The following is a 20,557-nucleotide window of genomic DNA, read 5'->3' on the forward strand; positions in this document are numbered from 1 at the left end:
TTTATTTTGTTTTATCGTTTATCAAATCCTTCACATCCACATTCAGAATCTCCGCTATCTGAAATAGTACCTCCAAACTGGGTTGCCGTCTGTTGCAGACGTATGAGTTGACAATGCAGAAACTTTTGCCGAGCTTTTCCGCCAGCCATGTCTGTTTGATGCCACGTTCTTCAAGCACTTCTTTTATTCGGTTCATGGGTTTGTCCATTGTCTGTTATCTCTTAGTTCTGTTTACAAAGGTATAAAATATCATGCTATAAAAAGATAAAAGAGGAAGAAAACGCTCCCTCTTCGCTCAAAATCATTCAAAAGCCGTCTTATCAGACGTTGATTGTTGCCAATGGTGCGGCATAGCAGTTGTACTCGAACCGATAGTTCGTGGTAGGCTTCAATCCCAACAGACGATGGTCGTTTTTCACGTCATTCTCGATGCCGAGGTAGTAGAAACCGTAGAGTGGAGCATACTCCTTGAAGAAACTTACCAAGTCCAATAAATTCTCTTGGTAGTTTTTCTCGAAGGCATGGTTCACTAAGATGATGCAACGGTCGGGAAAACCGTTGACACCCTTGCTGTATTCCCACAGACGAAAATATAGCTTCACGTTCTTTTCGTGGATGTCAATGCAGCAACCATTACAGGTCGGATTCACATACACGCTGTTACGATACCCGAACTTCTCACAAATGTAGAGTTCAATGTCTTTCACAAAATTCTTGTCAATCATAATGTTGAAATTTAAAATGTCAATAAAATGGTTTGTTATAATCGGAAGCCGCGCTTGCGTTTGGCTTTCTTTTTCCGTTTTAGTTCCGCTTCAAATGCAGCCTCGTCTGATGTGTTGGATGTCGGCATCGGCATGAACAATCCCAATCCCGAAGAATGTGCTTCTTCAAAATCAGATGTCCGTTCTTGTAAAGGAGATGCTGGTACGGCATTGTCCTTGACTGTTTCCCGATATGAATAGGACGGAGCGTAAGCGTTTCTTTCCAGCTGGCGGTCAATGGTCAGATAGCTGAACTCCCGACTGATTTTTGAACCGGAAAAGATGTACCTCCCATATCCGAACTTCACCCCTTGAATGTCCCGTGTGGTGCGGCTGACCTTGAATTTCATGTCGATGCCATATTCGGCAAGCGCGTCTTTCAGTTCGTTCCAGTTTTGGGCATTCTGCACTTCTGCTTTCAAAGCCTTGTAGATTCGGTGCTTCGCTCTGTCATACGGGCGCAACCGTTCTTCGTTCACATGGTCTTTACCTTGGGCAAAGTACAGGCGGTATTTTGCCGTTAGCATCTTACAGACCTTCTCGTTACGATAGCGGTCGTTCTTGTCACTGATGGTTTTGCCGTCTTTGTCTACACGGTTGAACACGATGTGGCAATGTGCATGCCTGCGGTCGGTATGACGGGCTATGATGTATTGTGTGTTTCGGATGCCCATGCGTTCCATGTATTCGCGGGCGATTTTCAGCATGAGTGCATCATCGTTTCTTAGTCGCAGACTGTCTTCCGGAGAGAAGCTGAGCGATGTGTGTCCGACAATGTTTTTTACTTTGTCACTCAGCAAGGATTGTAACTCAAACTGCTCAGCCATCTGTTCCGGTGAACCTTCCACTCCGACAGCTTCCAGAAGTCTTGCCTTTTCTTCTTTCAGCACATAGCGCACGCAGCCGCTGAAGGAAGTTCCTTTTGTCAGTTTACCTATCATCTTTCAGTTGTTTGATGAGTTGTGAAATATGGTTCGAAATCTCCACGCAGTGGTCAGCCACGGCAAAGAATCCGTAGGTGTTTGCCTGTTTAGCCAATTGGTTCAGGTTAGTGCTTTCGCCAATCAACTGACGGATGATGTGCAAGTGGTCACGGGTGATACGTTCTCGTACCGACCCATGTTCAATGAGTGAACGTATGACTTCACTTTTGCTCCGTTTGCTGCGTCTGCTCAACGCTCCCAACCATGCCAACTGGTCATCGGTTAGGCGTAATGTAATCGTATTTTTCTTGTTCATTTCTCGTCGTTTTTTAATTGTTACAGTTGTGACCATCGGGAGCTGTCCCACCGGACTTCAGGGTGGGCAAGTTGTCGGGAAATGTAATACACCGACATAAACTTGCTTACCCTAAAAGTTCCGGTTTTCAGCCCTTACGGTCAGTATTGAAAACCTCCCTTTTGGTATGCCCGAAACATTATTCAGGAGCTGTTCCGTTGTACGTTTACCAATTCCAGACCAAGCATTTCAATCAATGTTTTCAGGTGCGGATTCTTCCTGTTCATCGCTTGGAGAACAGCCTCGTCTGGCTGGATTTGCAGCAGGTAATCGGCGATGTCATACCCTTCCTTCCGTTCGCTTTCGGGAGCGTTGTTTTCGAGATAGTCGAAAAGTTGTACCTCGATTCCATAGTTGCGTATCATTCCGATTTTGCTTTGCCAATAGTCGGTCGCTCCCAAGTCAGGGAAAAGAACAACACTTCTTTTCGCCAGTGCCGAAAGGCTGCTTTCATTGAAGCATCCGTTCTTTCCGCCCGAAGCGAGCCATAGATATTGTGGCAGATAATAGGAGGCGATAAGAGCTGTTTTCTCACTTTCGACTAATGCAACCGGACGGGTTTTATCAGTCGACAACAGGTGCTCGCCAAAGAAACATTGCTTCAGGTTAAAACCGGATTTATAGAGTAGGGAGTGCGCCCAAGTGATGTGATTGTGTGGCTCTTTTACTCTCTTTCCGGTTTCTGGATTGTAAAGCATTATCTTGCCTGTACGAACTTGGTTGTTGTGGTCAATCTGCCAAAACACGGTTGCTCCATCCCAATATCTGGATGAACCGACGCGATACTTTTTCATAAGGCTCATGGCAGATGATTCTCCAAATTGGGAGGCCAGAAACTGATACAGCTTATTCGTTTTATAGCATTTCAAAGACCGCTTGACTATTTCTTCGTTGATGAAAGAAGTAGGAGTTGTCTTTATCTCACCTGGTTTCGGCAGAACTGACGAAGAACCTTTTTCAAGCAACATTTGTTTCGCTTCAGGTTTTTCATCAAAATAATTCCGCGGCGTGAAATGATAACCGCACTTCTGTTCATGGTCGCACCGCCCTACATGGTCGGGGAAGGATATTTGTTTCTCCGTATCGACATATCGAGAGAAACACCTCTTGCGATGGCAGGCAGGACACGTATGTCTGGTGGCAATACCTTTGTATGGCTCTAATATAAATCTATGTGCCGTCATTGTTTCAGTTCTTTTATGTGTGTCGTTATTGTCACTATTGTCGTTTTCAAGGTTGAAAGTGTCAAAAGCGACAAAAACGTCACGGGTTAATCTTTGAGTATTCTCCATGTTTCTCTTTGCGGAACAGGATGCCGATGTTGTCGTTCAGGAACCGTTGCAGAGTACGTTCCTTCATGCCATTCTGTTCTGCAATATGTGTCGCCTGTGCCGTGGTGAACGTACAGGGAAGCTGGCCGACAATGGTTTGTTGCTGGCTATTCAATACCACTTCGCTGATTATGTGTTGTACGCTCAAAGCGGACTCCTTGAAATACTCCGTCAGCCGTATGGCACGTTCCACAGTCAGCAAGTCAATGTGGGTTTTATCACATTCACCACAAGTCCACCGTGCCAGTTGAATAATCAGACAGAAACGGATGATGTATATTTCCAGCTTGCAATAAATGCTGACAATCGTGTCATTCCCTTCACGGTCGCATAATTCTGAGAAACGATGCTGCCATTCATATAGCCGTTTCTTTGCCTCTTCATCAAAGTGCAGGATATACGGTTCAACTTCTCCCTTGTCGTTGTAATTGCATTCCAAGCAGATAAACTTGTCAATGATGGCGTACCATTCCTGTTCAATATTGGCAGGCAGTTCCTTATCATTCCAACGGGCTTTCTGTTGGAGATTGGGCATCACGAAAAGAATGCGGTCAATGAATCCGTTGCTTGAGCGCTCTCCTTTTGCCAATTCACCCAAAATCTTCTTCTGAATCGTACCAATGACCGATATGTATGGACGCTTGATAAAGATGGAACTCTTTGCGCTCTTACGGTCGGAAATGGTTGTCTTTGCACTGAAAACCGAAAGCCAGAACTGTTCTTCCGAACCGTTGTTGTATCGGTTAAAGTTCTTGAACCATGCGGACAACTCGTCTGCCCACAGGCAGAGTCCACGCTTGTTCTGTGCGTGGATAAGACTCAGTCCTTCGGGTGTAACGTCCGATACAAGGAAACGTCTGCGGACGGGTTCCATTGGAAATTGCTCATATCCGTTTTCCGTCCGTTCTTTCCGGCTCATGCACATCTGTCGTTCATACTCTGCATAAGCGTTTTCATATTCCTGATTCTGTTGGTAATCGAAATCAAGAAACGGTTTCATTGCGAAGCTGAGCGGGTGACTTTTATTCGCTCCCGGTCTGCCTATCAGTGCCATGTAGAGGATAGGACTTTCTTGCCATCCTTGTTTGATTTGAACAAGATGCGTGTTCCCGATTCCTACGGCGATGGCCGTAAGAATGGAGGCGGCAATATAGTCCGTAGGATAACTATGGCATTCATGTACCTCTCGGATGATGCGCTGGATGCGGTTCGGAAAGATACTGACGGGAAACTCGGTGCCTGCCAATTTCATGCTCATATCAATGGCCTTGTCCAGCATTAGCTTTGGGTCAATTGTTTTCTTTTCCATAATCCGAAAGATTAGAAGTTTGTACGTGGTTTGGGCTTGCGGCGCATTCCACTTTGCATATTGGCCAAAACTTCGTCATAATTCTGTTCCGAAGTTTTCTTCCGTCCGTTTTCGACCCATGCCAAAAGTTCATCCTCGTAGAAGTAGAGCTTCTTACCTTTCTTATAAGCTGGCAACATACCTTTCCGTACCAATGTATAAACCGTGGTTTTTGCCTTGTGAATAATGCGGCAGGCATCTTCGATTTCAATCAGTACTCGTTTTTCGGATGATGGAGGTTTTAGTTCCGACACCATCTTTTTCAATTCAATGACCTGTTCGGTCAGATAACCTACCGCTTCGGGCAGCTTATCAAAACTAATAGATTTCTCATTTTGCATCATATTACGTATGGATTTAGTGGTTTCTGAATTAGGCTGATTGTTTTAAGGATGTGTCAATTTTGATGGTACATTTCCCCTCTAATCGCAGTTTGCTCTTTAATGTGGAGATTTCACTTTCTTTCAATGCTTCTGCAAATACACGTTTGATGAAAGTCGCTATCTGGATTCCTGTTTTTGAGAATTGATAGCCGATGTTCCATCCGAAGTGCATCAGGTCAATGGTTCGGATGGCTGAGTCCACTTTGACGGTACGTATAACCTTTGGAAAATTCTTGTCCGCATGGAACAGACAGATGTATTCGCAAAGAATGTTCAAGTCATCTTCTTTCATATAGGGTGCGAAAGATTCGCGTGTGTAGGTCAGAACTGTAGTGAGTTTTTCTTGTTCGGCTTGTTCTTTGGCTTTCATGGCCGATAGTCGGATTTGTGCATAGTCCATGCTGGGTGGAGGATTCGTGGCCGCTTCTTTGGTCCAAGGCTCTTCTTCTGTCGTTCCTTTGCTATCCTCTGTTTCGACCTTACGCTTCTTTCTGTAGTTAGGAAACTTCATAAACAGAGTATCAAAGAAAGGAGAAAGCGTTTTTTTGAATAACTCTTGCAGATTGATATAAATGACGGTAAGCATCAGGATACAAATTCCGAACGCTACATAGCCATTAAAAGCATCAAGTCCATAATGGAGCACCATTTGCCGTGCCATCGCACCAACAATTACATTTGCGCTGAATACTAATCCTGTCAGCGTTTGCTTTTCTAATTTTTCAGTCTTCATATTTATCGATTTTAGTTGTTTGTCTGCAAAAGTATATTGGTATAAACGGATTCCAATCACTTCACTCTGTCGTGGCAGCTTCTGGCGTCGTTAATGAGGACACAAACTGCCAAAAGAATGATTAGTTGGCTAATCCATGTGCAAAAGTGCGGAATTGATGTCAAGGCAATTACATAGTATGTACATAGTAGGTAATGATTTTTTTGAGAAGGGTATGAAAAAGCCCGAAATGGATGAACCAAATCGGGCTTTACAGGGTTATCATATCAGCAAAGGTGTTGTGTCGTTTTTATTTGAGTGATATTTTATTGGCTGTTTCCCGCTTCTTTGTATTTATCAAGTCCGCATAGATTTGGGTCGTGGACACATTCTTGTGTGTGAGCATTTTGGAAACGGTGTAGATGTCTGTACCTAACGAGATTTGGATTACGGCATAGGAGTGGCGGAAGCAGTGAAAGCTGATGTGCTTATCGATTCCGGCTTGTTTAATCCATTTCTTCAATGGATGTTGCGTCATGCTTCGTTTCAATCCTTTGAACACTTTTCCCGTGCCGGGTGTTCCACACAATTCGTATGCTTCATTACTGATAGGGAGTGTCGCTTCCGTCTGTGTCTTTTGTGTACGGATGCGCAGGCAATAGCCTTGGTCGGGTGCAATTTCGAAATCTTCCCATTGCAGCTTCAGAATGTCACTGATGCGCAAACCAGTCAAGCAGGCGAAAAGAGAAGCCGCTTTAAGTACGGGGATGTCGCAGGGAGTGGCTGCAAGCAGCTTGACTTCATCCAGTGTTAGATATTCCTTTTTCACATCCTCCGGCTCAATCTTATCCAAGAAATCGTTGATGTTCTCACGAATCCATTTGTCACGGTAAGCAATTTTCAGCAATCCTCGGAATGTGGAGTAGTAGCCGGAAGCGGAATTGAGCGAAATGGGACGGTCGGAGTGTTTGAGTTGCTTGGCGTTCAATAAATATTCTCTGAACCGCTTGCACAAATCTACGTTCACTTCACCGAAAGTACATTTGCCCTTGACGAAGTTGTAAAAGTGCTGGTACACGAAAGTCCACTTCTCATCTTTGGTGCGACACATCTTTTTGAAATAGGCAAGAAAGTCAGCTTTTTGCTTGGTTTTGTCCAAGAAGCCAAACTCTTCGTTGATGAGGGATTGCACACGGATACATCGAATGGCTTCCGCTTTGTTTAGCATCTCATTGTTGAATGCCCGTTCCATTTCGTTTTTGGGATGGGCATAGAGATAGATGCCAAGGTATTCCCTGCGGCTCATCTGCATCGTTTCGGGGTTGCGTACTGCCGGATAATAATCCAGATACAAAGAAATACGGTCATTGCGAATCGCTCTTTGGCGAACGGTCACTTTTGTACAGGTGTGATTCATAACTGATGATATTTAGAGTTTTACATTTGTTTTGGGCACAAAGAAATCGGGTGATATAATGGCGACCAACATCACCGGACGATAACCGGAAAATCGTTATTCAATCTTGGGTGGAGCAAGTAACTTGTCCAATTCAGCCCGGCTGATGAAGGTGTATTTGCCTTTCTTTATCTTAGATATGTGGTGCCATTTCACATAATGGTAAAGCTGGTCTCGCGTGAGGTTGAACTTCTCCATCGCTTCCGCTACGGTATAATACATGGTTTCTTCCGGCTTGGCAATCCCTTTGGCAATGTCCACATGTTTTTTCGAGTAATACACCATAATGCCCTCTTTCTTCTTGGGGATGGCGTTCTTATGGGCAAAGGTGTAGATGGCCGACAGGGTCATGCCGAACTTCTCCTGCATGTCTTGCGTGCTGTACCATTCAGAGATGTCCGGGTCTGGGGCTTTCTTGGCAAAGTAGGCATCGATATGTTTCTTGCTCCAATAGGTCTTGCCGCGATTGAAAGTTCGTGGGATGCCGTGCTTCTTGGCAATGGCGAATATCCACGATTCATTGACATGGTATATCTCTTTGACTTCGGCTGTGGTGTAGAAGTCGGTGATGGGGGACTTATCTTTAATTCCCTCCGTTGCTTCGTTCATGTCAATGTAATCTGACATGTTTTCAATGTTAGTTCTTTTGATAAGAGTCTTACGATTGAACCGAATGACTTTTATTTTTCCTGTCTTTATATATCGGTATATGGAAGTTCTTCCAACTCCTAATAGAATGCTTACTTCAGTTGGGGTAAGATATTCTTTGTCGGGTCTTGACGGCAATCTGATAGATTTGCCAATTTCTTGATTATAACTTTCGATGCGCTGTTTCCTTATCTTATCTTTATAAGCGAGGTTTGCGCAACGATGAGAACAATACTCGGTTGTTGTCTTATGAGCGGTGAATAGATTACCGCACCATTTACATCTTTTCTGAATTTCAATTCGACTGCTCATTTTATATATCCTTTAAATTCGCCAAAAATGTTTCATCGCGTACCACAGCGTACCATGACGTATCAATGTGTCCACGACCTTTCCGACCAGAAATCGGAGAGTAACAAACGAGTTACAAATACGGTACAAAAATGAGCTGAAAAAGGCCCCTCAACGATGAATATCGCTGAATGAGCAAAAATAAAAGGCGCTCAAAATGAACGCCTTACTAATCAATGATGATTGATGTTAATCGTTTGTAAGTACGACGCAAAGTATAACTAAGGTTGTATATCAAGTATTTACAAAATAGTGGTACAAATATGGTCTAAGTGTGTCATTTTTAACAATAGACAACCATAAGAAAATAGGGAACAAATGCAAATATAAACCTTTTCTTTGATGTGCGTGTTTATTTCTCCCATAAGGTTGCAAAGGTGCTGGAGATGTTGCCAGATTGGTCGCCTCATCAATAAAAGCAAAGGGCAACCGTTGTGGCTACCCTTTGTCATGGCTTTACATCCATTCGAGCGACTTTCTTATTTCCTGTATTTTCTCAATCGTGGTTTTGCCTACGTTGCGGTACTTCATAAGCTCATCCTCCGGGATTGTACGCAACAGGCTCACATCTATTATCTCGTGTCCGTTCTCGTATCGGATGATATTCGCCAGCCTTAGCGCACTCTTTGCCATTGTCAAAACTCTATCTTCGTTCATGTTTGATTATTACTGTTTGCCCTCTTACAGCTTCGGACGTTGCTTTATATCTCTGTCTGGTTACGAAATCCTATTTTTCCATCTATACTGTCTATTATGTACTTATCTGCCATCTTATTAAGATTCATACACGCATCGCAAAACTCACTTGCCTTTTCTTCATCAACCTCACCATACAGCAAAGTATGAAGTGAGAAAAGAGTGTCTAATACATCTTGTACCTTGCCTTTGAAATATAAGGCGGCACGTGTATTTTCACTTATTGGCATTTTTGTTATTCGGTCTGCAAGATTATGGCTATACAACTCTTTCAGTATATTCTTTTGTGTTTCTTCGTATGTCGTTTCTCTATTGGTTTCCATATTTTATAATGTTTGAATGTCAGTCGTTTCTTTTAATCCTAAGTAGTCATTGTCTGTTCGTAATCCTATAAGCCCGAATGGAGTTTTACGCTCTCCCCAGCACTTTTCGTTCAGGTTGTCAGCAATGACAGAAATGTGCAACAGATTTTCTATTGTAGATCTGTTTTCGTCAAATATCCAATCTTCTGCGTTGATGATGTCCTTAATAAGGTTTTGCAATCCGGAGGACAAACTGATTATCCCAGTATGGCTTAGAATGTCCTTGCCGAACTTTGCCAGTTCAAATGCCTGGTCTGCTGTCAGACCGCCTAACTTTTCTCCGATTTCTGTAAATTCCATATCTATGTATTTTTGTGGCAGGGTGCCCGTTTGATAGACACCACACCGGGTTAATAATCATGCTATCTTTATCAAATTTGCCACTTTAAATGACCTGTATTCGTTTTTCTCCGTATCGAAGTACACTTGTATTGTCTCGTTTCTTTTACGGCTCTCTGTGCCTTTGTTTGGCGGCAATAGCGATTCTTTCAGCGTACCGTATGCCTCACGTATTGAGCCATCGACTTTTTGAAAGTAGAACTTTACGATACGTTCTTTCATTGATGCCTTCAGTTTCATGTTCAGCCAAGCCGTTTTAAGGGCTTCGCTCATTGTGTAGCCGTTCTTCTTGACCATCTGCCAAGCCATGCGCATTACTTCACGCATCCTGTTTCTAAAATCTGTTGCCATAATCTTTATGTTTTAAATGTTATGCTGCCAATTCGTTTTCTGCGTATCTCTCAATCTCTGTAAGGTTGCAGACAACCTCTACCTCGTTGCCGTCCTCGTCATAGGCTTCTACGCTGTCAATGCAAACAGAAACGTAAGTAGTCACCCATGCACCTGTACCGTTGAAATAGTCATTCTCGCAATAACCGTCAATCTCAAAGCTGCCATCGACAACTACCAGCGTGTTGTTTACCTCTACCTCAACAGAGAACGTACCCTCGTTGCCCTCGATGTTTTCTGCTATCGCATTTGCTATTGTTTCGTTTATTGCTTTCATGTTATGTAATGTTTTAATTTTCGATTGCGATGCAAATGTAATATAAAACGGTACAATATGCCAAACAAAAAGAAATGTTTAACACTACTTTAACAAATAAGCGTACCGATATAATACTACAAACAACTTTTATTCGTATATTTGCATCGAATATTAAAACACTACAATATGGATTTAAGAATAAAAGAAGTAATCAAAGAAAAGGGCATGACTATAACAGAACTTGCCGACAAGATGGGAATTAATCGGGTAAATCTCTCTAATATGGTAAATGGGAATCCTACGGTAGAAACTCTTAATAAAATTGCGGATGCCATTGGATGCCCTGTAACGGAACTGTTCGAGCAACCCAAGAAAGACGCTCTGACAATTAACTGCCCACATTGTGGTAAGAGTATCAATATCAAGGTTGAATGAATTTTTGTAGAAAATAGCAGCAGGTTGACAGGTTGTCGGTTGACAGTCATTAAATACATTGATATACAGATATTTATAGCAAAATATGTGTCAACCACATAATTTATGGTATTGTGATTACAAAAAAAAGTAGTAGGTTGCGGGGTTGCGGTTGCGGGTGTGCTTAATTGCTTTATTATCATTTAGTTACATTGGTTTTAGCCGCAACCAGCTATATTATGGTATCACGAAAAAGCCCCGAAACGGTAATGTCCGAAACGGGGCTTCATTAATATGGTAATGTGGAAAAATCCCACATTTTTACAACTTGTTGTTTATAGTCCTCACAATGCTTTCTCCTTGTTGTGGTATCTGTTTGGCGATTTTGCCCGTGTTTTCCTCTATTGTCTGCACGGACATGGTATTTTCCGCCCCGAACCTTGCCAAGTCATCCACTTTGATACCCATGTCCGTAACTCTCGAAACGAGCGCGTCAAGCTGTGCGGTCGGGAATGTCACATTGATTTCAGGCCGATAGCTTTCATTCATGACCTGCCTTGTTTGGGAAGCAATATCGGGAGCATCTGAAACGGATGGAACAAGGGAAACCGCATCGCTGTAACTTTCACCGGACAAGGCTTCATAGATTTGCCTCAACGCATCTACCTGTTCTTTGTTCAATCCTTTGATTTCCTCACCTGTTATCTGTAAGGCGGTAAACCGTCCGTTCAGTTCGTCTATGCTGTCCTGTGAGGCGGTGGCAAATCCCTTGCTTGATGCCTGCTGCTGTTCCTGCGCCTCCGGCTTGAATATGTCGAATCCCTGTTCCTCTGCCGCCTGCTGGTAGACCTCGTAAAGTTGGTTTGCCTTGTCCTGCTGTTCTACAGCGTCACCTACAAGCCCGTTGAGGATGTTCGTCCATTGCTTGAAACGCTGTTCGTCCGTAAGGTTGGTGTCCTTCATCACTTCCATCATTTCATTTTGAGCCTCCTCCAATAGCGGGGCAAGAGTAACGGAGTAAATCATCTGTTCGGCCAGCGTTCCCAACATGTCCGAAACGGACTGCGTGAAAGATTCTGCCGCATCTGTCCCATTCCTGAACGCATCCACCAAAGCATCGGACATGTTGTTTCCCAAATCTCCGAAAATGTCCGTCATGTAGTCGTTGAGGGATTCAAACGCTTCTTCCGCCTGTCCGGCAAGGTCAATCATGTTCTGTAAGGTGGCTTTGTCCTCATCTGACATCTCACGGGTGTTTATAACGGACTCCGCCAGTTCCTTGTTAAATTCCCCGTTGGCTTCTATCAAATCGGGGTAAACATCAAGGATGGAAGAATAGACATCATGCTGCTTTTTCCAGAACCAAGCTCCGGTCGTATAGCTTCCGGTCTTGATTTCAATGTCGGCCAGTCCGGAATAGCTGTCTTTCAGTTCTGAATAATTTATTCCAAGCAGTTTATCAATAAATGCGTTGCCGGTACTTTTGCGAGAAAAGTATTCCTGCTGCTCTATTGTCCCGGCTATCTCGTTGTTCAGGTCTGTTATTGATTCCTTCAGCACATCGACTGCGTTTCTGGCCTTTGCGTATGAATCAATGCCAAATATCGTGCTCGCCTTTTCGTATAGCAGGTTCTGCTCCAGCAAAAGGAGATTGTACTCCCTCTGTTGGGCTATCGTGTCGTTCATTATCTTTTCAAGCGTCTGTTTGTGCTTTGCCGTTTCTTGTGCTCCTTTGCCGATTAGCGAGAAGATTTCACCTGCTGCGGCGAATGCTCCTCCTACAATTCCTCCCTGTGCGAATGCCATGCCGATATTTGACACTGCACCCAGCACATCGCCCAGACTTCCAACGACATTTGCGGCCCGGTCTTTCCCCATCGCTTCGAACATGGAAGAAACCTCATCGGCCGCCTGCCCGGCCGCTCCTGATATTGTACGCACGTCCCCCGATTGTAAATACTCTGTTCATTGTAAATTCTTATTAAGTGATTCATTTTTGATTTTCATTTGTAATTGAGCATCATCGGTGGCATAAACATCGATGTTGATGCTTACAGGTGTATCCGTGGGAAACTCGTCCATCAGTTTCTTTCTGCCGTCAATTACGGAGTATATTCTTATCCGTTTCTTTGCCGGATTATTGCCTTTGGCGAAGTCCAGCAGTAACTTAACATTTCTTTTCATATTCCCTCCTTCCGTATATCCGTACATACTCCGCAAATACCGAATCTGTGTCTTTCCTTCCTTCTTCAATCTGGAAAGCATCCACCATTTGGGTACAGCATCTCAGCCATTCTTCAAACTCAGGCTCTCCAGTCTTGCCTTGTTCGGCTGCAATCCACAATTCAGGGGATATGCCGGGGAATTCCGCCTTTTTCTTCACTGCGCCAAGTATGGCGTCAATCTTCTGTTTTCGTTCTTCCTTATTCATTTCGTAATTTGTTTATGCGTTCTGTAATCTTGTCTACCACTTCATCGGGTGCGCTCTCTAAAAGTTCCTCCAGCTTCTTATATTCCTCGTTGAGCATTTCACCAGGCGACATGCTCTGCATCTTTGGGGTGACATACTGCAAGAGGTTTGAAATTACCCTTACACGCTCGCCCGGATCTAAAAGTTCCAAATCATTCTCGAACTGATTGCGGTTCGTGTCAATGATTGAAGCTATCCACTCCTTGACCGTTCCCGATATCTTGTTCGGAGTGCCTTTCTTGCGCCCTCCTGTCTTTTCTGTTCCTTTTCTTCGTCCTGCCATTTCTATAATAGATTTGATTAGAAATTGCCGGGCAGATTCTCCGTCGTGGCAAACCTGCCCGGATTGAGTGTTACACTTTACTTGCGCATGAAGCTCTCACGCTCCATCGCTGCCTGCGGCTGCATGTCGGGATGTTTCAGTATTGCTCTCGTGTCCATGTCAATCGCGGCGGCGAATGAGTTTGTTTCTTCCTGTGGAGTTTCTGCTAACTGGTAAGAACCGGGTGCGCCTTTGACCTCCTGCAATCCCCCAACAAAATATTGTTTCTCTGAATTATCAAAGTCCGGGTCAAAGTGGGCATTATAACCCAAAATCGCATCTGCCATCTTTTCGGTTTCAGTTCGCCCGTCCCATTGTTCCGGGTTGTTTATGGCATTGTTAGCCGCTTCCAATCCGAATTTCACGGCAAGATGAGCAACGCGCATCGCCCAGTACTTGTCAACGTCCGCATCGTTATTCCATTTCACGATTGCTTCTTTCGCTTTTTGGTAACCCTGTTCTTGTGCCAAATTGGCTACTGAAAATAATAAGTCTTTTCTCATGTTTTTAAAATTTTGATTGTTAATAAAATAGTTGTTTTTGCTCGTTCACCTCCAGCAGAGCGAACTCTACGCGAGGATGATATTTGTCGATTTTCTTTTCCGCTGTAATCTGAAAGCATAGTTTATCGTCCGTAATGGCCCCGACCATTTGCAGGCAATCCAGTAGCGTTTTTAAGCTATTATCTAAGTCAAAACGTACCGAACTATGCCACACCCGGACAAAGAGCCGGAATCGTGAGGAAATACGCCTGTTTCGGTATATCCGGCATTGTTCCATGAAGCTGCGTTCATAAGCCCGTATCTTCTCGTCCTTGATGATGCGCTTTGCGCCGAACTTTCCCGGCACGGCTTGGTAGTGGTTCGCCTTGGCGATAATCTGGCCGTGTATCGTTTCCACTTCCATGCCTAAGCGTTTTTGAATGTTATCCCGTAGTCCTTGCATATCTCGAAGAACGATCCGATTCCTATGCGCTTCCCTGTCCGTAAAAGGTTGGTGAACTTCTTATCGGATTCAGCGTGGTTGTAGGCTTGGTTCTGACTGCTGCACACATGGAAGAACTGCCTCCCTTGCTCGCCCAATGAAGCCAATGCGCAACCGATAGTAAACCATGACTGATAATCTCCCGTGATGTCTATGCCGTTGGCTTCTATCCGCTCACAGCACTTTGCGACCTTGTCCAACACATCGTTGCCGGAGTATTGGTAATTTACCATTGACCGGGGTTCTACATAATAGCCCTCATAGGGGATTGCCTCAGCATTTACATAAGGCTCTGCATCGTAGGACAAACAGCGCATCCGGCACACATCACCGCAAGCCGCATCTATGTTTATACCCATCCGTGCGAAATCCCGTTTAAGCTGCTCGAACTGTCCTTTGTGGTAATCCGGGTATCGTAATGGGAGTATCACGAAATAGCCGTTGCCGCTTACCGACAAACTGATATAGGCAATTTGGGGCAGCTTTGAAAGCCCCTGCTTCACTTCGTTCCAGTTGTCAATATGCAAGTTGTCCTGTCGGTCTATGTCCACACAGATAAAACCGGAATGCTTCACAAGGTTCTCAGCTTTACGGGTAGGGGAGAACACCCCGCTTATACAAGCCTGCGGCAAACGCTTCTTAATCTCGTTCCGTTCCTCTTTCGTGGGCAAAGAACGTAGCTGTTCAACCTCTGAAATATGCTTCTTGTCAAAGAGGAATGCACGGAGTTTGCATGTCGTGCCGTACACATCACGGACACCGTTGTATATCGAAACCTCTGTATCAAAAATATCTTTTCTCATATTCTCAAAATTTATTAGGTGGTTGCATGGTTGCGGTTGCGATATGGTGTAAAATTGTGTATCACAATAAATTACCACATATTTAGCCGCAACTACTATATTTGTGCTATTCTAATATCATATCTTGGGTGGTTGCGCTCGTTTTCTCTGTATCTATCACATTATAAGTGGTTTGTATATCACCGCAACCGCAACTCCGCAACCTATCGTATTTTTTCAAGCACTTGGAAACGAATTGACGGGAAACTCCGACACCATCCGCAAAGGCTTGGATGCTTGGGGGATTATTGGCGAAGAACAAACGTGCTGTCATCTCTTCGTTTCCCATCGCTTTCGCTTCCGGCTGTTTCCTGCCCTCTGTCAGCTTCATGTACACCTTTTCGGCGCATCGCTCGAAGTAATTCATGCACCGTATCGAATACTCCATTTCTTCGGGTAGAATGCGGCTCATGCCCGGTTCGTTTCCCAACAGGTGTGCTATGCCTGCCCATCGTTCCACCATGATTTGAAGTTTGGCATAGACGGAAGCCATGTAACCGCAAGCACCTGATTTCTTCACTTGGAGCTTGTTGTAATAGTCAATATAGAGTTGCTTTGCTTTATCTGTGATATAAAGCGTGCCTAAGCCATTGCTTGCAAAATCGAAATCCAACAAACCGTTTATGTATTCGCTCCAAACGTCCGATACTTCCTTAGACACCTTGCTTTCCGAATACATCGCCGGGGGAATGTCATCAGGATAGACAAACAGCCAGCGTTGGTTAAATCCGCTGCTCATAAAGTAGTCGCTTCCGAACGTGTCGGCAAGTACATCGGGCTGTGTCCCTCCTATGATGGAAAGGCAAGGTTCTTTAATCAGCAAGGCAGTTTCGGATTTACGGTTGATGATAATGTCGTCCACGCTCCATATTGAGATAAGCTGTGGTACTTCACCGCTCTTGTTGTATCGGTTCATATTGTACAACATGGTCGCAATCTCATCGGACACCAACAGGACATTCGGATTTTCGGATAAAGCCTTAATCCTGCTTTCGGGTGTAGAATCGCTTATTATCAGTTGCCGATAAACGGGCTTGTCGGCATTTTCATTCCCTGCTTTTACTTCCGCATCGTATTTCTTCATCGCTTCCCTGAACACTTCATAATTCGCTGCGTTGCGGTTGGTCAGAGGCCGCAATACTTCACGCATCGGGGTGGTCTTGTTGCTTCCGCTTGGAGCCACAAGGCAAATGTAGAACGGAAAATAATTCTTATACCGTCCATCGTCGGAACATATTCGTTTGCCTACCGTTGTCGATACCGCCGTGAACATGGAAGCTGTGATAAAGTCTCGGTTGCATTGGTAGCCATCGGTATAGCTTTGTATGATTGCTTGCGCTTCTGAGGAAAGCCCGTCAATAGGTAAGGAAAGGCTTCCGGCAAGTATGTCGTTATCTACTGTAAACTTCATCGTCTTACCCCCTTCCATAAAATGTCAAACAATGATAGCTGCCTATCGTCTTTGAAATACTCCCGGTTGCTGGTATAGAATCCGGCTTGCCTGTGCGATATGGGGCATTTGCCGGATGATACCTTTCGGATGATGCCGTTTTTCTTCATCTTGTCAATGAAACGGCAAATGTTGGCAATCCTTATGCCTGTTTCCCGTTCCGCTTGGTACATTGTCTTGGGCATCTCTGAAAAACATTGCGCAAGTCGCTTGAATTGAGGGATTTTATTCGTATCTTTGCCCCTGTCCTGATGAAGATTGGTAGTCGTGTCGGCTACCTTTTTTCTTGTATCCATATTTAGCCGATTTTTCGTGTTTCACAATACTTGTCCGCTTCATCCTTTAGCTCGCTTTCGCTCTTGCGTTTCCCGTTTGATAACCACTTGTCAATGTCGGACTGGAGAAAACGCAATTTCTTACCTCCCTTGTGGTATGGGATTTCCCGTTTGCTTACCCATCCGTAAATAGTTGCTTTTGCCGGGTGGTCGGGCAGATAGGCTTTGAGTTCGTCAATGTTCATCCATCTGTCCGCTGGAGCTGTCGGCGTTTCGCTCTTTTCCATTAATGCTTTTTCCAAAGCCTCTACTTTGGTGATGAGATATGCCATCGCTTTGGGCATGGTCTCTAAAGTAATCGTTTCGTTCATTGTTGCTGTCCTGCTGGCTGTGTTCAGGCTTCCAGTTCCCGCCATGAAAGAAAAAGAAAACCGCTACCTCGAATGAGATAACGGTGCAAAAGAATTATATCCTATTTGGCAATAATTAGCGTGCTAACTCATGCTAATTGAATAATTGCTTTTCATAGATTTCCTTGTATTGTTCGCTTTCATTGTCTATGGATGAACCAGATATTTTGTAGTTCAATAAACTATTGTTTAATACTTTAGCTAATTCATTTCTGTTTATGTTTCTGTCTATTATCCCCTTTGCTTTAAGCTGTTTAAAGTATTGGGCAATACACCCTTTTTCGTTCTTCTCGTTACCTATAAATTTATAAGCATTATTCGTTTCATCGTATTCAAGCAATCGTGGAGTACATTCTGTTAATGCCATTAGGTATTTATTCCAATCTGTGGTAGTAAATATGTCGGCAAAGTTCTTGTATTGTTTCTTTTTTGTTGAATCCGATTTTTCCGAATTTTTATCTAACGAAGGTTTGATTAGTTCTATAATAAATTGTACTCTGTTATTGTATAAATCAAATAAATTTTCAAATGCAGAAAGTCTGTTAGAATATCTGAATGGATGATTTAATACTTTCACATCAAATTGAAAATCTTTATATTCATCGTGTAACTCCTTTATTATTTGAGCACCTCGTTCCATTTTGCCAGAATCTAATATTTCTCCGGCATAATCGTTGCCATCCATAACAGGAAGCCCATTAATTAGCGGTTCTGTGTAGTCTAAAAAAGTTAGGACTCTGTTTCTGTCATATTCTGATAAGCAAGTATGTTTAGGCGTATATTCTATCTTTGAATCTACACCATGATTTAAAATGTACTCAACGGTGCTTAAATTTGTATCAAATAATTTGTGTCGTTTTCTATAATCTTCTAATATGCTATCCCTTTCTAATGATTCTATAAAACTTAATTCTCTTCTTCTTATTTCTTCGTTTATTATTTCCTCTTTCCATAAATTTAATTGGCTACTAAACAAGGAACATCCTAATTCATCAAAAGTTGTTTCTCTGTATATGTATTTATACATTTCTTCATATTTAGTAGGATTAAAGCATACATAGTTGAGAAACTCAGAAACACTAATACTGATAATGTTCATAACTATATCGTTTATAGGATTTTTATTTTCTCTGCTGCTTCTCTCTTTGCTTCCTCTAATGTCTTGGCATACACCAACGTAGTACCGATGTTCTTATGCCCCAACATCTTCTGTATGGTGGTTATTTGCGTACCGCTGGCAAGTTGTAGGGTCGCAAAGGTGTGCCGGAAGCAATGAAATGTGGCGTTGCGAGTGATTCCTGCCGCCCCAAGCCATTGAGCCAAAGCCTTGTTCGCGTATGCGGAATAGACCAAGCCCTCGAAAACAAGGTCATCCGGCTTGCGTCTTTCTCCACATAGTTGCATGGCTTGTTCGGATATGGGAAGCTCATCGTACTTGCTTGTTTTTTGGATGGTATATTTCAAAGTAAACTTACCGTCCTTTTCTTCGATTTCTCCCCACTTCATTTTGCGTATATCCGAATGCCTTAGACCTGTGAGGGCGGAAAACAGAGCCGCACGTTTCAATACCGGGTTTGTGCATGGCGTTTCCACCAGTCGTTTAAGTTCGTCAAGGGTCAGAAACTCCCTGCGGGTTTCCTTTTCTTTGATGCCTTTCAAGTCCTCGTTGATGTTCTTGGGGAGATATCCATACTTATAAGCTGACTTCAAAGCTATCTTGAATTTCAGGAAGTAGGCAGCAGCCGTGTTGTTGGATAATACAACCTTGTCGCTTCTGTGCGTCCTTACGTTCAGGAGATAATCCCTGAACCTCTCACACCAAAGCAAATCAATGTCGCAAAAACGCTTTACCGTTGCATTGTCTGATTTCTTGGTATAGTCTTGCAAGTGCTTTAGCGCACTCATCCAGTTGTTGTAATTGGATTCTTTCTTGTCCTTAGCCAAATCACGAAAGTAGGCAATGAAGTCCCCTTTGCTGCGCTCTTTGGCCTTCAGCATCTCCGCTTCCGCGTCCGTGTAGATTTCCGCCTTGCTTAACTCGTTTTGTCTGTTTGCTCGTATGATTTCGGCAAGGCGTATCGTTTCCTCATCCGCTTCACTATACTTGTGAGAGCCGTCCTTGCTGGTTTGAAGTTCCCCGTTCCTTTTCTTCAGGGGAACAACGTACATGCCCAGATACTCCCGGCGCATCGTTTCGCCTGTCTTGGGGTTTGGAATGCCGGGGTAGTAATCAAGGTAAAGCGTTTCCTTTCCGGTGTTGAGCATCCGGAAGCGTAGCGTTACTTTCGTTGTCTTTGATTTCCTCATGATTCCTTATGTTTGAGTTTGTCGATATGCTGTTTGCTGTAATAGAGCTTGCCGTTAAGTCGCTTCTTTGGGATTGCGTACCGGGAAACAAATACCCTGACGGCTTGCTCTGTCATACCGTAGATTTCCATTACTTCGGGTGTCGTCATCCAGTCTGCAAGGTTGGAGAGGGTATTGTCAAATCCTCGTTTCCTGAAATACGCATCTATCCGGCTTTTGGCTATCAATGTCCGTGTACCTGCTTTCTTAGTGGGTATACCCTCTGCATTGATAATCTTCCTTATCCGGTGCCGGAGCAAACCGTATTTCTCCGTAACCTCGTCTATGGTGTACCATTCATCAATGGACTTGCGTTCCCCAGTCGCAAGCACTTCATAAGGTTCTATCTCATCGAACAAGGCTTCTATGTCTTTTTTGCGTATTAATGTCGTGCGCTGCGATAGACGCTTTGCCGGGATGATACCTTTGTGGCAATAATTGTAAACTGTTTGCTTGCACCAACCTAACAGGCTTGCTGCTTCTGATATGCTAAGGTATTCCCGGCCTGATAAATCCACTTTGGCTCGTTCTCGTTTCGTCTTGGATGCCATAGAAGCGGATAGGGAAATAACCTCTTTGCGCTTGATTTCCCGGTATGCTTTACAATTACATTGATGTGAGCAATAGCGGGCTGTTTGCGTGTACGCTTCAAACTCGCGTCCGCAAAACTCGCATATTTTCTTTATAGGTTCTTTCGCTTTCATGTCCGTATCATCTCGCACCCATT

The 20,557-nt window shown here is 43.7% G+C and carries 29 protein-coding genes; 1 reads left to right on the forward strand and 28 read right to left on the reverse strand.

Translation table 11 applies throughout. From position 1 onward, the window contains the following. Position 1: 1 nt before the first annotated feature. From H9626_RS02225 to H9626_RS02295, 15 genes are all read right to left on the reverse strand, one after another. Positions 2-208 (reverse strand): helix-turn-helix domain-containing protein, encoded by a 207-nt coding sequence (locus H9626_RS02225; protein WP_191709424.1) that lies wholly within the window; start codon positions 206-208, stop codon positions 2-4. A gap of 112 nt (positions 209-320) precedes the next feature. Beyond that, positions 321-725: a hypothetical protein gene (locus H9626_RS02230; protein ID WP_191709425.1), complete on the reverse strand. Its 405-nt coding sequence runs from the start codon at positions 723-725 to the stop codon at positions 321-323. A 35-nt stretch (positions 726-760) separates the two neighbouring features. Further along, positions 761-1,705, reverse strand: coding sequence for a relaxase/mobilization nuclease domain-containing protein (locus H9626_RS02235; RefSeq protein ID WP_191709426.1), 945 nt, complete (start codon positions 1,703-1,705; stop codon positions 761-763). Further along, positions 1,695-2,003, reverse strand: a complete 309-nt coding sequence (gene mobC / locus H9626_RS02240; protein ID WP_191709427.1) for a plasmid mobilization relaxosome protein MobC — start codon at positions 2,001-2,003, stop codon at positions 1,695-1,697. The genes H9626_RS02235 and mobC overlap by 11 nt, the downstream gene beginning before the upstream one ends. Positions 2,004-2,185: 182 nt before the next feature. After that, on the reverse strand, positions 2,186-3,226 hold the full coding sequence (locus tag H9626_RS02245; RefSeq protein WP_191709428.1) for a DUF6371 domain-containing protein: 1,041 nt from the start codon (positions 3,224-3,226) through the stop codon (positions 2,186-2,188). Between the two features lie 79 nt (positions 3,227-3,305). Next, a complete protein-coding gene (locus tag H9626_RS02250; RefSeq protein WP_191709429.1) occupies positions 3,306-4,682 on the reverse strand; it encodes a DUF3987 domain-containing protein in 1,377 nt (458 codons plus the stop codon). 11 nt (positions 4,683-4,693) lie between these two features. After that, entirely contained in the window at positions 4,694-5,062 is a 369-nt protein-coding gene (locus H9626_RS02255) for a helix-turn-helix domain-containing protein (protein WP_191709849.1), read from the reverse strand. 31 nt (positions 5,063-5,093) lie between these two features. Further along, positions 5,094-5,837 (reverse strand): hypothetical protein, encoded by a 744-nt coding sequence (locus H9626_RS02260; protein ID WP_191709430.1) that lies wholly within the window; start codon positions 5,835-5,837, stop codon positions 5,094-5,096. Positions 5,838-6,126: 289 nt separating this feature from the next. Then, entirely contained in the window at positions 6,127-7,233 is a 1,107-nt protein-coding gene (locus H9626_RS02265) for a site-specific integrase (RefSeq protein ID WP_191709431.1), read from the reverse strand. Positions 7,234-7,329: 96 nt separating this feature from the next. Next, positions 7,330-8,232, reverse strand: coding sequence for a helix-turn-helix domain-containing protein (locus H9626_RS02270; RefSeq protein WP_191709432.1), 903 nt, complete (start codon positions 8,230-8,232; stop codon positions 7,330-7,332). Between the two features lie 495 nt (positions 8,233-8,727). Beyond that, positions 8,728-8,928, reverse strand: a complete 201-nt coding sequence (locus H9626_RS02275; protein ID WP_191709433.1) for a hypothetical protein — start codon at positions 8,926-8,928, stop codon at positions 8,728-8,730. Positions 8,929-8,972: 44 nt separating this feature from the next. Next, positions 8,973-9,290, reverse strand: a complete 318-nt coding sequence (locus H9626_RS02280) for a hypothetical protein (protein WP_191709434.1) — start codon at positions 9,288-9,290, stop codon at positions 8,973-8,975. A 3-nt stretch (positions 9,291-9,293) separates the two neighbouring features. Next, entirely contained in the window at positions 9,294-9,629 is a 336-nt protein-coding gene (locus tag H9626_RS02285; protein WP_191709435.1) for a hypothetical protein, read from the reverse strand. Positions 9,630-9,686: 57 nt separating this feature from the next. Continuing rightward, complete coding sequence (locus tag H9626_RS02290) at positions 9,687-10,019, reverse strand: SH3 beta-barrel fold-containing protein (RefSeq protein WP_191709436.1); 333 nt, start codon at positions 10,017-10,019, stop codon at positions 9,687-9,689. Positions 10,020-10,038: 19 nt separating this feature from the next. Then, positions 10,039-10,335 (reverse strand): hypothetical protein, encoded by a 297-nt coding sequence (locus H9626_RS02295; RefSeq protein WP_191709437.1) that lies wholly within the window; start codon positions 10,333-10,335, stop codon positions 10,039-10,041. Positions 10,336-10,503: 168 nt separating this feature from the next. Between H9626_RS02295 and H9626_RS02300 the strand changes: the two genes are divergently transcribed. Next, entirely contained in the window at positions 10,504-10,752 is a 249-nt protein-coding gene (locus tag H9626_RS02300) for a helix-turn-helix domain-containing protein (RefSeq protein ID WP_191709438.1), read from the forward strand. Positions 10,753-11,052: 300 nt separating this feature from the next. Here H9626_RS02300 and H9626_RS02305 read toward each other — a convergent pair whose 3' ends face one another. The 13 genes from H9626_RS02305 to H9626_RS02365 all read right to left on the reverse strand — a co-directional run bounded on the left by H9626_RS02305 (position 11,053) and on the right by H9626_RS02365 (position 20,534). Then, the gene (locus H9626_RS02305; RefSeq protein ID WP_191709439.1) at positions 11,053-12,672 is read right to left on the reverse strand and encodes a hypothetical protein; all 1,620 of its coding nucleotides are present in this window, start codon (positions 12,670-12,672) and stop codon (positions 11,053-11,055) included. 24 nt (positions 12,673-12,696) lie between these two features. Continuing rightward, positions 12,697-12,915 (reverse strand): hypothetical protein, encoded by a 219-nt coding sequence (locus tag H9626_RS02310; RefSeq protein WP_191709440.1) that lies wholly within the window; start codon positions 12,913-12,915, stop codon positions 12,697-12,699. Continuing rightward, a complete protein-coding gene (locus H9626_RS02315; protein WP_191709441.1) occupies positions 12,899-13,162 on the reverse strand; it encodes a hypothetical protein in 264 nt (87 codons plus the stop codon). Before H9626_RS02315 ends, H9626_RS02310 begins: the two co-directional genes overlap by 17 nt. Beyond that, on the reverse strand, positions 13,155-13,484 hold the full coding sequence (locus H9626_RS02320) for a hypothetical protein (RefSeq protein WP_191709442.1): 330 nt from the start codon (positions 13,482-13,484) through the stop codon (positions 13,155-13,157). Before H9626_RS02320 ends, H9626_RS02315 begins: the two co-directional genes overlap by 8 nt. Before the next feature lie 77 nt (positions 13,485-13,561). Then, positions 13,562-14,026, reverse strand: coding sequence for a hypothetical protein (locus H9626_RS02325; protein ID WP_191709443.1), 465 nt, complete (start codon positions 14,024-14,026; stop codon positions 13,562-13,564). A gap of 19 nt (positions 14,027-14,045) precedes the next feature. Beyond that, entirely contained in the window at positions 14,046-14,429 is a 384-nt protein-coding gene (locus H9626_RS02330) for a RusA family crossover junction endodeoxyribonuclease (RefSeq protein WP_191709444.1), read from the reverse strand. Positions 14,430-14,431: 2 nt separating this feature from the next. Beyond that, complete coding sequence (locus H9626_RS02335) at positions 14,432-15,310, reverse strand: BT4734/BF3469 family protein (protein WP_191709445.1); 879 nt, start codon at positions 15,308-15,310, stop codon at positions 14,432-14,434. Positions 15,311-15,416: 106 nt separating this feature from the next. Further along, positions 15,417-16,760 carry a DUF3987 domain-containing protein gene (locus H9626_RS02340; RefSeq protein WP_191709446.1) on the reverse strand — a complete coding sequence of 448 codons (1,344 nt, stop codon included), beginning with the start codon at positions 16,758-16,760 and terminating at the stop codon, positions 15,417-15,419. Then, the gene (locus tag H9626_RS02345; RefSeq protein WP_191709447.1) at positions 16,757-17,095 is read right to left on the reverse strand and encodes a hypothetical protein; all 339 of its coding nucleotides are present in this window, start codon (positions 17,093-17,095) and stop codon (positions 16,757-16,759) included. The genes H9626_RS02340 and H9626_RS02345 overlap by 4 nt, the downstream gene beginning before the upstream one ends. Before the next feature lie 2 nt (positions 17,096-17,097). After that, positions 17,098-17,445: a helix-turn-helix transcriptional regulator gene (locus H9626_RS02350; protein ID WP_191709448.1), complete on the reverse strand. Its 348-nt coding sequence runs from the start codon at positions 17,443-17,445 to the stop codon at positions 17,098-17,100. A 133-nt stretch (positions 17,446-17,578) separates the two neighbouring features. Next, positions 17,579-18,583: a hypothetical protein gene (locus H9626_RS02355; RefSeq protein ID WP_191709449.1), complete on the reverse strand. Its 1,005-nt coding sequence runs from the start codon at positions 18,581-18,583 to the stop codon at positions 17,579-17,581. 11 nt (positions 18,584-18,594) lie between these two features. Further along, the gene (locus tag H9626_RS02360) at positions 18,595-19,791 is read right to left on the reverse strand and encodes a tyrosine-type recombinase/integrase (RefSeq protein WP_191709450.1); all 1,197 of its coding nucleotides are present in this window, start codon (positions 19,789-19,791) and stop codon (positions 18,595-18,597) included. Next, positions 19,788-20,534 (reverse strand): helix-turn-helix domain-containing protein, encoded by a 747-nt coding sequence (locus H9626_RS02365; RefSeq protein WP_191709451.1) that lies wholly within the window; start codon positions 20,532-20,534, stop codon positions 19,788-19,790. Before H9626_RS02365 ends, H9626_RS02360 begins: the two co-directional genes overlap by 4 nt. Positions 20,535-20,557: the final 23 nt, after the last annotated feature.

Origin of the sequence: Phocaeicola faecium (assembly GCF_014837055.1) — a bacterium.
Lineage (GTDB): Bacteria > Bacteroidota > Bacteroidia > Bacteroidales > Bacteroidaceae > Phocaeicola > Phocaeicola gallinarum.